This is a genomic window from Azospirillum sp. A1-3, assembly GCF_023806445.1.
In the GTDB taxonomy this organism is placed as follows: domain Bacteria; phylum Pseudomonadota; class Alphaproteobacteria; order Azospirillales; family Azospirillaceae; genus Azospirillum.
This window is the reverse complement of the sequence record NZ_JAMSLU010000006.1, coordinates 284177-299241: the sequence shown is the minus strand read 5'-3', so window position 1 is coordinate 299241 and position 15065 is coordinate 284177. Positions and strand designations below refer to the sequence as shown.

The following is a 15065-nucleotide window of genomic DNA, read 5'->3' as shown; positions in this document are numbered from 1 at the left end:
GGCCGGGCCGGAGCGGCGCTCTCCATCGCGAAGAGCGCCGCGAGCCGTCAGGCCGTCTCGATGGTTGTGAAGTTGAGCAGACGGGGCACGTCCAGCACAACCATCAACTGGCCGTTCAGCCTATAAATTCCGGTCGAGACCTCCCGCCAGCGCGGATCCAGCGTCGCCGGGTTGCGTTCGAAGTCCTCCTTGGTCAGGCTCAGCACCTCGCCGACCGAATCGACCATCAGGCTGTACAGCTCGCCGCGCAGGTCGACGACGATCGACATGCCCGGCTTGTCCTTCGGCCGGCCGGTCAGGCCGAGCCGCAGGCGGACGTCGATAGCGGTGACGATGCGGCCGCGCAGGTTCAGCGATCCGGCGACCTCCGGCGGGGCCAGCGGGATGCGGGTGATCCGCTGATGGCCCAGCACGTCCTGCACCTGAAGGACCGGGATGCCGAACATCTGGTCGGCGATCGTCATGGTCACAAAGTCCTGGTTGCCGGAGACGACGATGTCGTCGCCCCTGGACTTCCGGACGGTGGACGGCAGCTTGGCGTTGCTCATGCGGCACCTTTCTGTTCGGTCAGCGTCTGCTGCAGCGCGAAGAGCAGCGCGTCACGGTCGAACTTGGCGACATAGTCGTTGAAACCGGCGATCCGGCCGCGGTCGAGGTCGCGGGCGCTGGCGTGGCTGGACAGCGCGACCATCGGCACACGCTGCCAGCGGCTGCCGTGGCGCACCGCCTCGGCGAAGTCGAAGCCGCTCATGCCCGGCATCTCGATGTCGGAGACGATGACGTCGAAGTCCTCGCCCGCCTCGCAGAGAGCCAGCGCGTCGCCGGCATTCTCCACCGCCGTCACGTCGTAACCGGCGACCGACAGCAGCGGCGTCAGCAGGTTGCGGAAGAAGGGGCTGTCGTCCACCAGCAGCACGCGCTGCAGCTTCTCCTCCTCGAACCCCTCCTGGGCGGAGGAGCCGAACCAGTCCTTGTAGGCCTGGGTCAGGAAGAAGCCGGCGTCGATCACCTCGGTCGCCTTGCCGGCGATGATGGCCGAACCCATCAGGCCGGGACGCTCCGCGGCCAGCTGGACGTTCAGCTTCTCCTCGACGATGTCGACGATCTCGTCGACGATCAGCCCCATCGAGCGGTCGCCGTCGGCGAAGACCAGGACCGGCTGGCGGCCTTCGTTGGCGATGACGAAGTTCGGGTTGATCGGCACCAGCGGCATCAGCTTGCCGCGGTACTGGACCACCGGCAGGCCGTTCGACAGCTCGACCGTGGCGAGATCGACGTCCTCCAGGCGGGCGACCAGCGACAGCGGCACCGCCTTGGGCGCGCCCTCGCCGGCGCGGAACAGCAGGAGCGCCATCTTGTCCTCCTGGCGCTGGGTCTGGACCGCGGTGGTCTCCTTCCCCGCGGCCTCGCCCATCGCCATCTCGCCGGTGGCCGACGCGATGCCGTTGGGGTCCAGGATCATGATGACCGAGCCGTCGCCCAGGATCGTGTTGCCCGAGAACATCTCGATGTGGCGCAGGATCGGCGCCACCGGCTTCACCACGATTTCCTCGGTGTCGAACACGCGGTCGACCATGATGCCGAAGGTGTAGGTGCCGACCTGGGTGACGACGATGAAGGTCTCGTCCTCCGTCTTGGCGGCGCCCTCGCTGTCGTCCAGCCGCAGCAGCTGCTGCAGCGACACCAGCGGCAGCAGGCGGTTGCGCAGGCGCAGCACCGGCGTGCCCTTCAGCCGTTCGATGGTGTGCTCGCTGTCCGACGCGGCGCGCACCAGCTCGACCACGCTGATCTGCGGAATGGCGAAGCGTTCGCCGGCGCATTCCACGATCAGGGCCGAGACGATGGCCAGGGTCAGCGGGATCTTGATGACGAAGGTCGAGCCCTTGCCCTGGGCCGACTTGATCTCGATCGTGCCGCCGATCTTCTCGATGTTGGTCTTCACCACGTCCATGCCGACGCCGCGGCCCGACACGTTGGTGACCTTGGCGGCGGTGGAGAAGCCCGGCTTCATGATGAACTGGATGATCTGCTGGTCGGTCATCGAGGCCAGCTCGCCTTCCGACGCCATCCCGTTCTGGATCGCCTTCTGCTTGATCCGGTCGATGGCAAGGCCCTTACCGTCGTCCTGAATCTCGATGATGATGTGGCCGCCTTCGTGATAGGCGTTCAGCGTGATGCGCCCGGTCTCCGACTTGCCGGCCTTCAGGCGCTCCGCCGGGATCTCCAGCCCATGGTCGGCGCTGTTGCGCACCATGTGGGTCAGCGGGTCCTTGATCAGCTCCAGCACCTGGCGGTCCAGCTCGGTGTCGGCGCCGAGCATCTGGAGGTCGATCTTCTTGTTCAGTTCGTGCGCCAGATCGCGCACCAGACGCGGCAGCTTGGCCCAGGCGTTGCCGATCGGCTGCATGCGCGTCTTCATGACGCCTTCCTGCAGCTCCGACGTCACATGGTTCAGGCGCTGCAGCGGGGCGGCGAACTCGCTCTCCTTCTGCGACCGCAGGATCTGGAGCAGCTGGTTGCGGGTCAGCACCAGCTCCGACACCATGGTCATCAGGTTTTCGAGCAGGTCGACGTTCACGCGGATGGTCTGCGCGGCGACCGCCGATTCCTTGGTCGCGGCCTCGGCGCCCGCATCGGCGGCACCGCCGGCCGAACCGCCGCCGCTCGCCATCGGGGCGACCGGGGCCGGCATCTTGGCGGCGGCCGGCTCGGCGTCGGGCACGACGAGGTCCTGCGACGGGGCCGGCTCCTCGGCCGGCTCGGGCGCGCGGGTGGCGACCGCGGTGCCGGCGGCGGGAGCGGCGGCCGGGGCGGGAATGTCGTTCGGGCCGGGGGTGGAGTTCCACAGCGCCTCAAGCTCGTCCAGGGTCACCGGACGGGACTCCGACGCGGCGACCGCGGGGGCGGTCGGAGGCGGCGGCGGCGCGGCGGCGGCCGGGGCGGGACCGCCCAGCTTGCCTTCGGCGCACAGGTTCAGCCGCTCGATCAGCGGCAGGTCGTCGCCCGGCGGTTCCGCCTCGGTCGCTTCCAGGACCGCCAGCAGGCTCTTGATGGTGTCCAGAGCCTGCAGGATCAGCGACACCGCTTCCGGGTTGATCGTCAGTTCGCCATCGCGGAACTTGCCCAGCACGTTCTCGGACGCGTGCGCCACCTTCTCCAGGCGGGGCAGGCCGAGGAAGCCGCAAGTGCCCTTGATGGTGTGAACGAGCCGGAAGATGTTCGACAGCAGTTCCGGATTGTTGGGGTTCTGCTCCAACCGGACCAACTCGACGTCGAGCACCGAGAGGTTTTCGTTGGTTTCCGTCAGAAATTCGGACAGCAGATCATCCATGTCGCATTCCCCAGGCCCAATGTTTATGGTCCGCGCCGGCCTGCGGCTCGAACGGACGGCTTTGCCGGCCGCCGGTTGCGCTCCAGTCCAGGTAGGGTGGGAGCCTGTCAAACACTGATTAAGAGAACCTTACCTCTTCCGATAGGGAGTCCTCCCGGAGCTTCCACCGGTAGGATCGGGGTTTCATTGTCACAGGGAGGATCGATGACCGACGCCGAACTCGCCCAATCCGTGCGCGAAGCCGTGGAACGCCTCAACGCCGCGCTGGCGGAGGCCGCGCGCCACAATCTGGCGGTCACGCTGCGCACGACCGCTCACCAGACCACCGGCGGGGTGGAGCAGGTCGTGCTGGAGCCGCGGATCTTCAAGCAGCTGTAAAGGCGGCTGTCAGAGCGGCGGAGTGCCTCACCATTCCGCGGTGAAGACCAGCCGCTCGCTGCTTTCGGTGGCGACGGCGATGCGGAAGCCGTCGCTCTCGGCCAGCCGGCCGGCGAGATAGGCGTGGATGGTGCGCGGGGTCAGCGCCTCGGCCCCCGCCGTGCCGGCCAGCGCCGCCGCAGCCTCCGGGTTGAGCGTTCCCGGCCGCCCGGCGGCGGTCACGGTGATGCGGCCGGCGGTCTCGTCGCCGTCGGCGGCGACGGAGACCAGCCCGCCATGCGTCAGCGCCTCATCCGCCAGCATCACCAGATTCAGCACCAGCTTCACCACGCCGCGGCGCTGGGCGGTCATGTCGTGGGGAACCCGCTCCGGCCAGTCGAGCCGGGTGCGCCCGCCCTCGACATAGCCGGCGGCGGCGGCGCGGGCGTCGCCGAATCCCTTCTGGTCACGCCCGGCGACCCCATAGGCCAGCCGGAACACCCGCAACCGGCGGTCGGCCTGGCCGGAGGAATGGTCGATCAGCTTTACCGCCTCGCCCAGGAATCCGCCGACTGCTGAACCGCCCTCCTCGTCCTCCTGCATCTCCTCGATCAGTTCCAGGCCGTTGCGGATGGCGCCGACCGGGCTGACCAGATCATGGCAGAGCTTCGACGCCAGCAGTTCCAGCACGCGGATGTCGACGCTGACGGGGCGGGAGGACGATTCGGTCACAGGGCGAACTCCGGGAAAAAAGGAACGGCGACGGCGCGGTGCCGGAGACTCTATACTCTCCGGGCGCCGCCGCACAGGCGGTCGCATTTCCTATGTAGAATAGCGGCATGGATGGGACGCGACATGGACGATTCGCTGGTGCCCGGCGCCTGGGTGCGCCACCCGGACCAGCCCGACTGGGGGCTGGGACAGGTGCAGTCGGCCATCCGCAACCGCATCACGGTGAATTTCGAGCATGCGGGCAAGGTGCTGATCGATTCGGACGTTATCTCGCTGACGGTGGTCGATCCGGAAGAGATCTGAGGTCCGGCACTGGGGGTTTGGGGCTCCGCACTCCGGGAAAGCGCGGATTGCGCGGCACCGGCGGCTTTGCTTTTATGCGAATGATTTCGGACGCCTGTTTGGGAGAGACCACATGAAGGCAATGATCCTCGGCTTCGCCGCCGCGGCGGTGATCGCACTGGGCACGGCAGCGGTGCTGAACTCCATGACCCATTCGACCGCGGAGCGCTATTCCAGCACGTCCGTCCGCCTGTAGGCGAACATCGCCCCACCCCATTCCACGAAAAGGCGACTTCCGGCTGCCCGGCGCACGGTGTAGGATCGGTCGATCCATGACCGGACACGGCGGGGCTTTGCTTGATCTCGCGTCTCAAAGGGGGAATGGGCGCATTCGGTGTGGCGCTGATCCTTGGCCTCAACGCCATGGTCGGCTACGACCTGCTGCACCAGCGTGACCAGACCATCTCCCGGGCGCGGGAGGACACGGCGTCGATGGCGCTGGTGCTGGAACGCCAGGCGAGCGACACCCTGTCCGGCGTGTCGAAGATTCTTGCCGGCGCCGTGGAGGTGCTGGCCGTCAGGTCCGACAGCTGGACCCGCGGCGATGCCGACATCCACGCCCTTCTGCGCCGTCAGGCCGCGCTGTCGCCACTGGTCCGCGCCATCCTGGTGGTATCCGCCGACGGCAGGCTGATCCACGACACCGAGACGCTGGAGCCGGCGAACGTCGACCTGTCGGACCGCGATTACCTGATGGCCCACCGCGACCGGCTGGTCCCCGACGGCGGGGTTTTCGTCGGCAATCCCGTGCGCGGCCGCACCTCCGGCTCTTGGTTCTTCAGCATGAGCCGGCGGCTGGATTCGCCAGACGGCAGCTTCGCCGGCGTGGTGGTCGCCGTGCTGGAACCGATGGCCTTCCGCGGCTTCTACCAGTCGCTTCCACTGGCCGGCGACGCGGTGGTGACGCTCTATCACTCCGACGGGACGGTGATCGCCCGTTTCCCCGACCATGACGGCTTCATCGGCCGCTCCGCCCAATTCCTGCCGCTGTTCACCGATCTGCTGAAGGAGGCGCGGGCGGGGACCGCGATGCTGGACGGCACCGTCGACGGACCGCGCCGCATCCTCAGCCACCGCGCCTCCGCCGAGATGCCGCTGGTGGTGACGGTGTCCTCGTCGCAGGACGCAGTGCTGGCTCCCTGGTGGTCGAAGGCGATGACGCTGGCGGCGGCCGACCTCGCCGGGACGCTGGTGCTGGCGGCGATGACGCTGGCCCTGCTGCGCGAGGCGGAGCGGCGGGAACGGGCCATCGCCGACCTCCAGAACAGCGAGCAGGCGCTGCGCGACAGCCAGCAGAGGCTGATCCAGGACATCGCCGCCCGCCACAGGATCGAGGCGGAGCTGATCGCCGCCAAGCAGGTCTCCGACGCCGCCAACCGGGCGAAGACCCAGTTCCTGGCCAACATGAGCCACGAGCTGCGCACGCCGCTGAATGCGGTGATCGGCTTCGCCGAGGCGCTGGAAAGCGGCATCTTCGGCGCGATGTCGGGCAAGCAGACCGAATATGTCGGCGACATCCGCCGGTCCGGCCAGCATCTGCTGAGCCTGATCAACGACATCCTCGACACCACCAAGATCGAATCGGGCAAATACGTGCTGCACCAGGAGGATCTGGCGGTCGGCGACCTGATCGGCGAATGCCTGCGCCAGATGGAGCCGCTGGCGGTGGAAAAGGGCGTGACCCTGACGGCGGCGCTGCCCGCCACCCTGCCCATCCTCCATGCCGACGCCCGCGCGGTGCGGCAGATCCTGCTGAACCTGCTGTCCAACGCGGTGAAGTTCACCCCGCCGGGTGGGCGGATCGCGGTGGAGGCCGACAGGGCGGCGCGCAGCCTGCGCCTGCGGGTCAGCGACACCGGCATCGGCATCCCCGCCGTTGAGCTGGAACAGGTGATGGAACCCTTCCATCAGGTCGACAACTCCCACACCCGCCGCTATGCCGGGACCGGGCTGGGGCTGCCGCTGGTCAAGTCGCTGGTGGAGTTGCAGGACGGCCGCTTCGTGCTGTCCAGCGTGCTGGGGCGCGGCACCACCGCCACCGTGCTGTTCCCGCAGTCGCGGCTGCGCACCCATCCGGACGATCTGCGGCCTCTGGAACAGGTGCAGGCCGCCCCGGCATAAGAATCTCTCCCTAGACCCGCCGCGCCTTGCCGACGATGACCAGGGCGATGCCGCCCAGCACGGCGACCGACGACAGCGCCAGAACCGGGGTGATCCGCTCGCCCAGCGCCAGCACTGCAACCAGTGCGGTGATGACCGGGACGCTCAGCTGGACCGAGGCGGCGCGAGCGGCGGTCAGGGCGGGCAGCGCCGCATACCAGATGGAATAACCGACGCCCGACGCCAGCGCCCCCGACAGCACCGCATAGACCAGCCCTCCCTGGTCCCAGCGCACGCCTCCGCCAAACAGCGGACCGGCCAGCGCCGCCAGCAGGGCCAGGACCGCCGCCATCGGCGCGGCGCGCAGGAAGTTGCCGGCGGTGGTGGCGATGGGATCGCGGCTGGTGCGCCCCAGCAGGGAATAAACGCCCCAGGCCGCTCCGGCCGCCATCATCAGCAGCGCCCCCAACGGGTCCGGCGCCGACAGGCCGGGCGCCAGCAGCAGCGCCAGCCCGCCGAGCGCCAGCGCCAGCCCGCCCCATTGCAGAGGCACCAGCCTTTCGCCGCGGTAAAGCCCGACCAGGATCATGGTGGCCTGCACCGCCCCGAACAGCAGCAGCGCCCCGGTCCCCGCCGTCATGGTCAGATAGGCGAAGGAGAAGGCGGCGGCATAGGCCAGCAGCGCCGCCGCCCCGCGCCAGCTGCCGGCTCCCGCTTTCGCATGGCCGGTGGCGCGGGCGATCAGCCACAGGCTGGCGGCCCCGGACGCGATGCGCACCAGCGTGAAGCCGGCCGGGTCGATGTCGGTCTGGGTCAGCGCCAGCCGGCATAGGATGGAGTTCGCGGCGAAGGCCAGCATCGCCAGCAGGGTCAGCAGCGCCGCCCGCCCGGCGCTCGGCACCGTCGGTGCCGGAACGGCCCCCGCCTTTTCGCTCGCCATCATGATTGTTTTCCCTGCAACCATTTCCGCCCAGCTAGCCGCAGGGCCGCCGCCCTGTCAAATACCCAGCGGCGCCAGCCCCGTCCGACTTTGGTCGGACTGCGGTTACGAGGACGGGCCGGGAAGGGCGAACAGCAGCAGGTAGGTGCGCTGGAGCGAGCTGAAATTGTTGTCGGAGATCAGATAGACCAGCGTTTCCCCCGCCGGCCCCGGCCGGGTGGCGATGCCTTCGAAATTGTCGTTCACCAGCGGCGCCTCCAGGCGCCCAAGCTCTTCGCCCTCCACCACCTTTCCGGCGGTCAGCTGGCCCGGCGCCACGCGGACCAGCCGCGACGACCAGCCGCCCAGCAGCGACACCCAGCGTTCCAGCACCAGCGCGCCGCCGTCCGGCAGCGGGGCGACGCTGGTCGGGCGGTAACGCGGGGCGGCGAGATAGATGAAGGGCTGCCAGTCGGCGGCGCTGCGCGGAACGCCGTCTCCTGCCAAGCCCGATCGCGTGATCCAGGCGCGGCGTTCCCGGCGGCCGTCGTCCTTCCCCTCCTCCATGGCGAGCAGCCGTCCGTCGGGAAGGCGGGTCAGCGCCTCCAGCCCGCCATTTTCCGGCGCGCTGTCCATGCCCGGCGGCAGTGGAATGGGCGTCGGCGTGCCCTCCGGCCCGCGGCTGCCACCCATATAGCGCAGGATACGGTGGTCACGTTCCAGCGAGACCAGCCAGCCGCCGTCGGGCAGCCGCGTCAGATCCTCCGCATCGGTGCGGCGCTTGCTGTGGGAGGTTCCCTCCTCCACCGTCAGCGGTCGGGCATGGACATCGGACAGGCCGGTCAGCCGCCCCCCGGCATCGGTTTGCAGCCGGCCATCGACAACCAGCCCGGTGTCGCCGATGGCGACGAAGCGGTCGCCGGCCGGGTCCACCCACAGCCCGGACAGCCCGCCGACCCGGTCGCCCCCGGCGATGTCCAGCCCACCCAGGAAGCGCAGCGGCCCGACCGCCAGCTTGCCCGACCGTCCGCGGTCGAGCGGAACGGCGACGGCCTTGACCGATTCGGGCTCCCCTCCGCCGGCACCGACCACGGCGGCGCAGCCGCCGGCCAGGGCCACCAGCAGCAGGCTCCACAACACTGTCTTTCGCATCGTCATCGCGCCACTCTTGTCAGTGCAATCGAGAGACACAATCTTTCTTTTGAGGATCATTGCGTGCATATGGCGACTTGCGGCGCAGCCGTTACGGCACATCCATCATACCGGCTAGGCGCGGCGGATTACTCCCTCAGAACCGGTGGGGTCGACGGGACAAGCGCTTAGATTGACGAATGTTTTCGACGATGCCTATCCATGACGATCGAGCCGAGCCCGTTCCCATGCCGATGCTTCCGCGGTCGCAGACCGCCTATTCTCCTCCGGACCAGACCGGCGACGGCGTCGCGTCCGGTGTGTCTGGCGGCGTGTCTGGCGGCGAGGCCGGCGCCATGCCCTTGGCCGACCGGCTGACGGCGCGCATCCAGGAGTTGGAAGCGGAGCTGCGGGAACTGCAGCACCGCGCCAAGAACAGCCTGCAGCTGGTCATCAGCCTGCTGAAGCTGCAGGCCGGCCGCATCCGCGACCCCGACGCCCGCGCCGCCTACGAGCAGACCATGGTCCGCATCGAGGCATTGGCGATTCTCTATCGTCAGCTGCACGAGAGCGGCGCCGGCACCCATGTCGACCTCGGCCGCTACGTCACCGCGCTGTGCGAGGCGGTGCGGGAAGGCACGCCCGGCGCCCTGTCGCGCGTGCCGGTGACCGTCGATTCCGACCCGATCCAGATCGGCCTGTACGAGGCGATGCCGCTCGGCCTCATCATCGCGGAGCTGGTGACGAACTGCCTGCACCATGCCTTCCCCGACGACGGCTGGATCCGCATCACCGTGCGCCAGCAGGACGACAGCGGCCGTGCCCGTCTGACGGTGGAAGACAACGGCCGCGCCCTGCCCGCCGGGTTCGACACCACGTCCGAAGACGGGATGATGCTGGCCGAGGCGCTCGCCGGCCAGCTCGGCGACACGCTGTCCACCGACAGCGACGCCGCCGGCACCACCGCCAGCGTCAGCTTCCCGGTCTGACTGCGGTTCCGCTGATAGAGATCTCGGAAGGCGCCTGTCGGCCGTCATTCCCGCGAAGGCGGGAATCCAGTCGTTTCATCCGCTTAACTGCGGAGTTCCCTGGATCCCCGCCTGCGCGGGGATGACGGCCGAAACAGGGTTGTCATTGGTGTGGGGACGATAAACGTCCCCCTCAGTGCCGGCATCCCTCACCGTCATGGGGCTCACGTCGTCATCGTCGGATTGATGCCGCGACGCTTCATTCACGCGGCCCTGCAATTCTCCTGACACGGTTGATTTTTCGACCACCGGCGCGGTTCGGGTGGCTGCAATTCCCACCGGCTTTCACCAAATGGCGAAGGGCGGGGAAGGAAAGGCCTTCCCACATGTTATGACCCAGGACACGCAGCCGATCGGACGCCATGTACGCCCATTCGCCCCAGCCAATCCCGTCAGCCGGATCGCCGCCCGCCCCCACCGGGGCCACCGGCGTGCTGCGGCCGATCCTGGAGCCGGGGCGGACCTGCTGGCGGGTGGAGGACACCGCGAGGCTGGGCGTCATCGTCGATGCGGAGGATTATTTCGCGCTGGCCAAGGCGGCCATGCGGCGCGCCCGGCGCAGCATCTACATGACCGCCTGGGATTTCGACGCCCGCATCCGGCTGATGCCGCAGACCCGCCGCCCGCGCCGGCCCGACCGGCTGGGCACGCTGCTGAACTGGCTGGCGACGACGCGGCCAGACCTGCACATCCATGTGCTGAAATGGGACTATGCCGAGCTGTTCGACCTCGCCCGCTGGTCGCACCCCTTCATGCTGCGCAACTGGCTGACCCACCGGCGCCTGCAATACCGGCTGGACAGCGACCATCCGACCGGCGCCTGCCATCATCAGAAGATGCTGGTGATCGACGATCAGGTCGCCTTCTGCGGCGGGCTGGACGTCACCGCCAACCGCTGGGACACCCGCGCCCACCATGCCCATGACCCGCGGCGGCGCCAGCCCGACGGCAAGCCCTACGAGCCGTTCCACGACGTGATGATGGCGGTGGACGGCGACGCCGCCCGCGCGCTGGGGGAGATGTTCCGCGACCGCTGGGCGCGCGCCACCGGCGAGACGCTGGCGCCCCCCGCCCACTCGCCCGGCCGGCCGGCCCGCCGCCACCCGCTGGCCGCCGACCCCTGGCCGCCCGGATTCGAGCCGATGCTGCGCGGCGTGCGCGTCGGCATCGCCCGCACCGATCCCGCCTACAACGGGCGCGAGGCGGTGCGCGAGGTGGAAGCGCTCCATCTGGAGGCCATCGCCCAGGCGCGTGACGTCATCTATCTGGAAAGCCAGTATTTCGCCTCCACCGCGGTGGCCGAGGCGCTGAAGGCGCGGCTGGCGGAACCGGACGGGCCGGAGGTGATCGTCGTCAACCCGGTGCGCACCACCAGCTGGCTGGAGAACACCGTCATGCTCGGCGCCCGCGCCCGGCTGACCCGCGAGCTGCGCGAGGCCGACCGCCACGGCCGCTTCCGCCTGTTCGCCGCGCTGACCGACGGCGGCGCCTGCATCACCGTCCATGCCAAGGTGATGGTGGTGGACGACCGTCTGCTGCGAATCGGCTCGGCCAACCTCAACAACCGCTCGATGGGCCTCGACACCGAGTGCGACCTTGCGCTGGAAGCCGGGCCTGGGCCGGAGCATGCGGAGACCCGCCGCGCCATCCGGCACACCCGCGACGACCTGATCGCCGAGCATCTGGGATCCACGGCGGCGGCGGTCGCGGCGGCGCACCGGCGGCTTGGCTCGCTCACCGCCGCCATTGAGTCGCTGCGCAAGCCGATCGGGCGGACGCTGGAACCGCTGCACGACCCCGAACCCGACGGGCTGGCCGCCGCGGTCGCCGACGCCCGTGTCTTCGATCCCGAACATCCGGTCGGCGCGGTGGACATCGTCCGCCGGGTTCTGCCGTCTCGCATCCCGCGCACCCGCCACTGGCTGATGCTGGCCGGCGTCCTGGCCCTGCTGGGGCTGTGGGGCATGTGGCGCTACACCGCGCTCAGCGAGTGGGCGACGCTGGACGCCGTGCTGACCGTCTTCCATAGCCTGGGCGAGAGTCCGCTGGCGCCGCTGTGGCTGATGCTGGCCTATGTCGCCGGCGGCTATGTCATGTTCCCACTGACCGTGATGATCGCCGCCACCGCCATCGTCATGGGGCCGTGGTGGGGCTTTCCCACCGCGATGGCCGGGGCGGTCGCCTCGGCGGTGGCGATGTTCTGGACCGGGCGGATGGCGGGGCGCGACCTGCTGGACCGCCATGGCGGACCGCTGATCGCCCGCATCAACGAAAAGCTGGCCGACAGCGGCATCGCCGCGGTGGCCGGCGTGCGCGCCGTGCCGGTGGCACCCTATACGGTGGTGAACCTCGCCGCCGGCGCGTCGAAGCTGCGCTTCGGCGATTATGTGATCGGCACCATGGTCGGTCTTGCGCCCGGCATCCTTGCCTTCAATCTGCTCGGGCACCAGCTTGAGCGCACCATCACCAATCCCGGGGCCGGCGACATCGCGCTGCTGGCGGGGATGGCGGCGGTGGCGATCGGGCTGGGCTGGGTGACCAGCCGCCTTCTCGGCCGTTCCGGCCGGGCCAACGGTCCGGGCAAGAGCAAGCAGGACCGGCCAGACGACAGGTCGGACGAAAGGCCAAAGGGAAGGAATTTGGAACCGTGATCCGTTTCAGCCGTGACCGTGTCCAGCGCATCGCCGCCGCGTTGCGCGCCGCCCGCGCCCGCCGTCCCCGCCGTGCCGACCGCCGCAGCAACCCCATTCCGGACGGCATGGCCGCGCTCAGCGTCGCCACCTGGAACATCCACAGCTGCGTCGGGCTCGACGCCCGATTCGCCCCCGACCGCATCGCGCAGGTGATCCGCGACCTCGACGTCGACCTGATCGGCCTGCAGGAGGTCGGCTGGCACCATCGCGGCGAATCGGGGATGGACCAGTTCGCCTTCCTCGAACGGCACACCGGGCTGACGGCCTATGCCGGCCCGACCAAGCACAGCGAGCGCGCCCATTACGGCAACTGCCTGCTGACCCGCCTGCCGGTGCGGTCGATGGAGACGATGGACCTGTCCGTCGGCAAGCGCGAGCCGCGCGGCGCCATCGACGCGGTGGTGGAGGTGCAGGGCCGCCCGGTGCGGGTGATCGTCGCCCATCTCGGCCTCGACCCCTGGGAACGGGCCAAACAGGTCGGTGACATTGTGTCGCGGGTGGAAAGCCAGCCGAAGCTGCCCACGCTGTTCATGGGCGACCTGAACGAATGGACGCCCAGTTCCCCCCGGCTGCGCCAGCTCGCCTCCTCCTTCGCCGACGTCGCCAATCCGCGCAGCTTCCACGCCCGCATGCCGACCCTGCGGCTCGACCGCATCTATGTGACGGGAGGCTTGCAAATCCCCGCTTTCGAGGTGGTTCGCACCATCCTCACCCGTCGGGCATCGGACCATCTGCCGGTCCGCGCGGTGCTCGCCGTCCCCTGAACGTCAACAGCTGTTCCTAAACGTCAGTATGACCAACGGAGTCGCGCTCCGGGGTCATAGCGGAATCGTTGCGGTTGATAATTTTTTGTGCAGTGCAATGTTCTTTCAACAACAGAGCTTTGCAAATGCGAAGAAGCTCTTGACCTATACGCCACCCCTGACGAAGGATATGGTTGGTAATACGATCAATACGCTGATCGAAGGTATAACCGACCCTGGCCGACCGGGGGCAGCCGTGACGTGAGGATCTGATTTGCTGTACCATCTGTACGACATGCAACACGCCGCCATGCGGCCGATGCGTTTCTGGGCCGAAGCCGCCCAGCACACCTTCCAGAACCCGCTGATGCCGTTGTCCTACACCAAGCTTGGCCGGGCGGTCGCCGCCGGGGCCGAGCTGGTGGAGCGGACGACCCGCCGCTTCGGCAAGCCGGCGTTCGGTCTGGCGGAGACGGTGGTCGATGGGCAGACGGTGCCGGTTACCGAGCGTTTCGTCTGGCAGTCCCCCTTCTGCAAGCTGCTGAACTTCGCCAAGCCGGAAGGCACGCCGCGCCAGCCCAAGGTGCTGCTGGTCGCCCCGATGTCGGGGCACCACGCCACGCTGCTGCGCGGCACGGTCGAAGCGCTGATGCGCGACCATGACGTCTACATCACGGACTGGATCGACGTGCGGCTGGTGCCGATGGCGGCCGGCCGCTTCGACCTGGACGACTACATCGACACGGTGGCGGAGCTGATCCGCTTCCTGGGGCCGAACACCCACGTCATCGCGGTGTGCCAGCCGGCGGTGCCGGTGATGGCGGCGGTGTCGCTGATGGCGGCGGCGGACGAGCCGGTGCAGGCGCGCAGCATGACCCTGATGGGCGGCCCGATCGACCCGATGGCCAACCCGACGGTGCCGGTCAAGCTGGCGATGGAACGCCCGCTGAAGTGGTTCGAGCGCAGCGTCATCACCACGGTCCCGGTTTATTATCCGGGCGCCTTCCGCCGCGTCTATCCGGGATTCATCCAGCTGTCGGGCTTCATGTCGATGAACCTCGACCGCCACATCAACGAGCATGTCGGCCTGTTCCGCCACCTCGTCCGCGGCGACGGCGATTCGGCCGAGCAGCACCGCCGCTTCTACGACGAATATCTGTCGGTGATGGACCTGTCGGCGGAATTTTACCTGCAGACCATCGAGACGGTGTTCCAGAAGCACGCCCTGCCCAACGGCACCATGATGTCGCGCGGCCGCAAGGTGGAGCCGGCGGCGGTTCGCAAGACCGCGGTGATGACGGTGGAAGGCGAGCTGGACGACATCTCCGCCCCCGGCCAGACCATCGCGGCCCAGCGCCTGTGCTCGTCGCTGCCGGACGAGATGCGCAAGACGCATTTCCAGAAGGGCGTCGGCCACTACGGCATCTTCAACGGCCGCCGCTGGCGCGAAGCGATCCTGCCGGAAATCCGCAGCTTCATCCAAAGCCACGACGGGGAGTGAAAACGGAAGGGGCGCCGGCTGCGGGTGCCCCTTCCCTAACCCTCCCCCGCGTTCCGCGGGAGAGGGGACTGCCGCCGCACTGCAAATCTACCCTCTACCGCCGAAGGCGGGGGAGGGAGGGACCCGCTCGCCAGAGCGGGAGGGAGGGGGCACCCGCAAGGCACCCCCACCCCCTCAATCCACCCCTT

At 68.8% G+C, this 15065-nt stretch carries 13 protein-coding genes; 8 read left to right on the top strand and 5 right to left on the bottom strand.

Annotated elements, in window-relative coordinates:
- Positions 1-47: 47 nt before the first annotated feature.
- Both M5E06_RS29155 and M5E06_RS29150 read right to left on the bottom strand, forming a co-directional pair.
- Entirely contained in the window at positions 48-548 is a 501-nt protein-coding gene (locus tag M5E06_RS29155; RefSeq protein ID WP_098736194.1) for a chemotaxis protein CheW, read from the bottom strand.
- Positions 545-3331, bottom strand: coding sequence for a hybrid sensor histidine kinase/response regulator (locus tag M5E06_RS29150; RefSeq protein WP_252141242.1), 2787 nt, complete (start codon positions 3329-3331; stop codon positions 545-547). Before M5E06_RS29150 ends, M5E06_RS29155 begins: the two co-directional genes overlap by 4 nt.
- A 204-nt stretch (positions 3332-3535) precedes the next feature.
- Between M5E06_RS29150 and M5E06_RS29145 the strand changes: the two genes are divergently transcribed.
- On the top strand, positions 3536-3709 hold the full coding sequence (locus tag M5E06_RS29145; protein ID WP_169054747.1) for a hypothetical protein: 174 nt from the start codon (positions 3536-3538) through the stop codon (positions 3707-3709).
- Positions 3710-3736: 27 nt separating this feature from the next.
- Here M5E06_RS29145 and M5E06_RS29140 read toward each other — a convergent pair whose 3' ends face one another.
- Positions 3737-4420: a histidine phosphotransferase family protein gene (locus tag M5E06_RS29140; RefSeq protein ID WP_252141241.1), complete on the bottom strand. Its 684-nt coding sequence runs from the start codon at positions 4418-4420 to the stop codon at positions 3737-3739.
- A gap of 123 nt (positions 4421-4543) precedes the next feature.
- Here M5E06_RS29140 and M5E06_RS29135 point away from each other — a divergent pair, with 123 nt between their 5' ends.
- From M5E06_RS29135 to M5E06_RS29130, 3 genes are all read left to right on the top strand, one after another.
- Positions 4544-4723: a DUF3553 domain-containing protein gene (locus M5E06_RS29135; RefSeq protein WP_252141476.1), complete on the top strand. Its 180-nt coding sequence runs from the start codon at positions 4544-4546 to the stop codon at positions 4721-4723.
- Between the two features lie 112 nt (positions 4724-4835).
- Entirely contained in the window at positions 4836-4958 is a 123-nt protein-coding gene (locus M5E06_RS35685; RefSeq protein ID WP_286209027.1) for a hypothetical protein, read from the top strand.
- Between the two features lie 125 nt (positions 4959-5083).
- A complete protein-coding gene (locus M5E06_RS29130; RefSeq protein WP_252141240.1) occupies positions 5084-6883 on the top strand; it encodes a sensor histidine kinase in 1800 nt (599 codons plus the stop codon).
- A gap of 10 nt (positions 6884-6893) precedes the next feature.
- Here the strand turns inward: M5E06_RS29130 and M5E06_RS29125 are convergent, their stop codons facing one another.
- Positions 6894-7805, bottom strand: coding sequence for an EamA family transporter (locus M5E06_RS29125; protein ID WP_252141239.1), 912 nt, complete (start codon positions 7803-7805; stop codon positions 6894-6896).
- 102 nt (positions 7806-7907) lie between these two features.
- Positions 7908-8939, bottom strand: a complete 1032-nt coding sequence (locus tag M5E06_RS29120; protein WP_252141238.1) for an esterase-like activity of phytase family protein — start codon at positions 8937-8939, stop codon at positions 7908-7910.
- Positions 8940-9160: 221 nt separating this feature from the next.
- Here M5E06_RS29120 and M5E06_RS29115 point away from each other — a divergent pair, with 221 nt between their 5' ends.
- The 4 genes from M5E06_RS29115 to M5E06_RS29100 all read left to right on the top strand — a co-directional run bounded on the left by M5E06_RS29115 (position 9161) and on the right by M5E06_RS29100 (position 14877).
- Positions 9161-9901, top strand: a complete 741-nt coding sequence (locus M5E06_RS29115) for a sensor histidine kinase (protein WP_252141237.1) — start codon at positions 9161-9163, stop codon at positions 9899-9901.
- A 401-nt stretch (positions 9902-10302) separates the two neighbouring features.
- Complete coding sequence (locus tag M5E06_RS29110; protein ID WP_252141236.1) at positions 10303-12591, top strand: VTT domain-containing protein; 2289 nt, start codon at positions 10303-10305, stop codon at positions 12589-12591.
- Complete coding sequence (locus M5E06_RS29105; RefSeq protein ID WP_252141235.1) at positions 12588-13397, top strand: endonuclease/exonuclease/phosphatase family protein; 810 nt, start codon at positions 12588-12590, stop codon at positions 13395-13397. The genes M5E06_RS29110 and M5E06_RS29105 overlap by 4 nt, the downstream gene beginning before the upstream one ends.
- A gap of 253 nt (positions 13398-13650) precedes the next feature.
- Positions 13651-14877 (top strand): polyhydroxyalkanoate depolymerase, encoded by a 1227-nt coding sequence (locus tag M5E06_RS29100; RefSeq protein ID WP_109150442.1) that lies wholly within the window; start codon positions 13651-13653, stop codon positions 14875-14877.
- The last annotated feature ends 188 nt before the right edge of the window (positions 14878-15065 follow it).

Bases quoted from the DNA above. Each gene is read 5' to 3' on its own strand.
- M5E06_RS29155 (WP_098736194.1), bottom strand. From the start codon at position 548: ATGAGCAACGCCAAGCTGCCGTCCACCGTCCGGAAGTCCAGGGGCGAC.
- M5E06_RS29150 (WP_252141242.1), bottom strand. From the start codon at position 3,331: ATGGATGATCTGCTGTCCGAATTTCTGACGGAAACCAACGAAAACCTC.
- M5E06_RS29145 (WP_169054747.1), top strand. From the start codon at position 3,536: ATGACCGACGCCGAACTCGCCCAATCCGTGCGCGAAGCCGTGGAACGC.
- M5E06_RS29135 (WP_252141476.1), top strand. From the start codon at position 4,544: ATGGACGATTCGCTGGTGCCCGGCGCCTGGGTGCGCCACCCGGACCAG.
- M5E06_RS35685 (WP_286209027.1), top strand. From the start codon at position 4,836: ATGAAGGCAATGATCCTCGGCTTCGCCGCCGCGGCGGTGATCGCACTG.
- M5E06_RS29130 (WP_252141240.1), top strand. From the start codon at position 5,084: ATGGGCGCATTCGGTGTGGCGCTGATCCTTGGCCTCAACGCCATGGTC.
- M5E06_RS29125 (WP_252141239.1), bottom strand. From the start codon at position 7,805: ATGATGGCGAGCGAAAAGGCGGGGGCCGTTCCGGCACCGACGGTGCCG.
- M5E06_RS29120 (WP_252141238.1), bottom strand. From the start codon at position 8,939: ATGACGATGCGAAAGACAGTGTTGTGGAGCCTGCTGCTGGTGGCCCTG.
- M5E06_RS29115 (WP_252141237.1), top strand. From the start codon at position 9,161: ATGCCGATGCTTCCGCGGTCGCAGACCGCCTATTCTCCTCCGGACCAG.
- M5E06_RS29110 (WP_252141236.1), top strand. From the start codon at position 10,303: ATGTACGCCCATTCGCCCCAGCCAATCCCGTCAGCCGGATCGCCGCCC.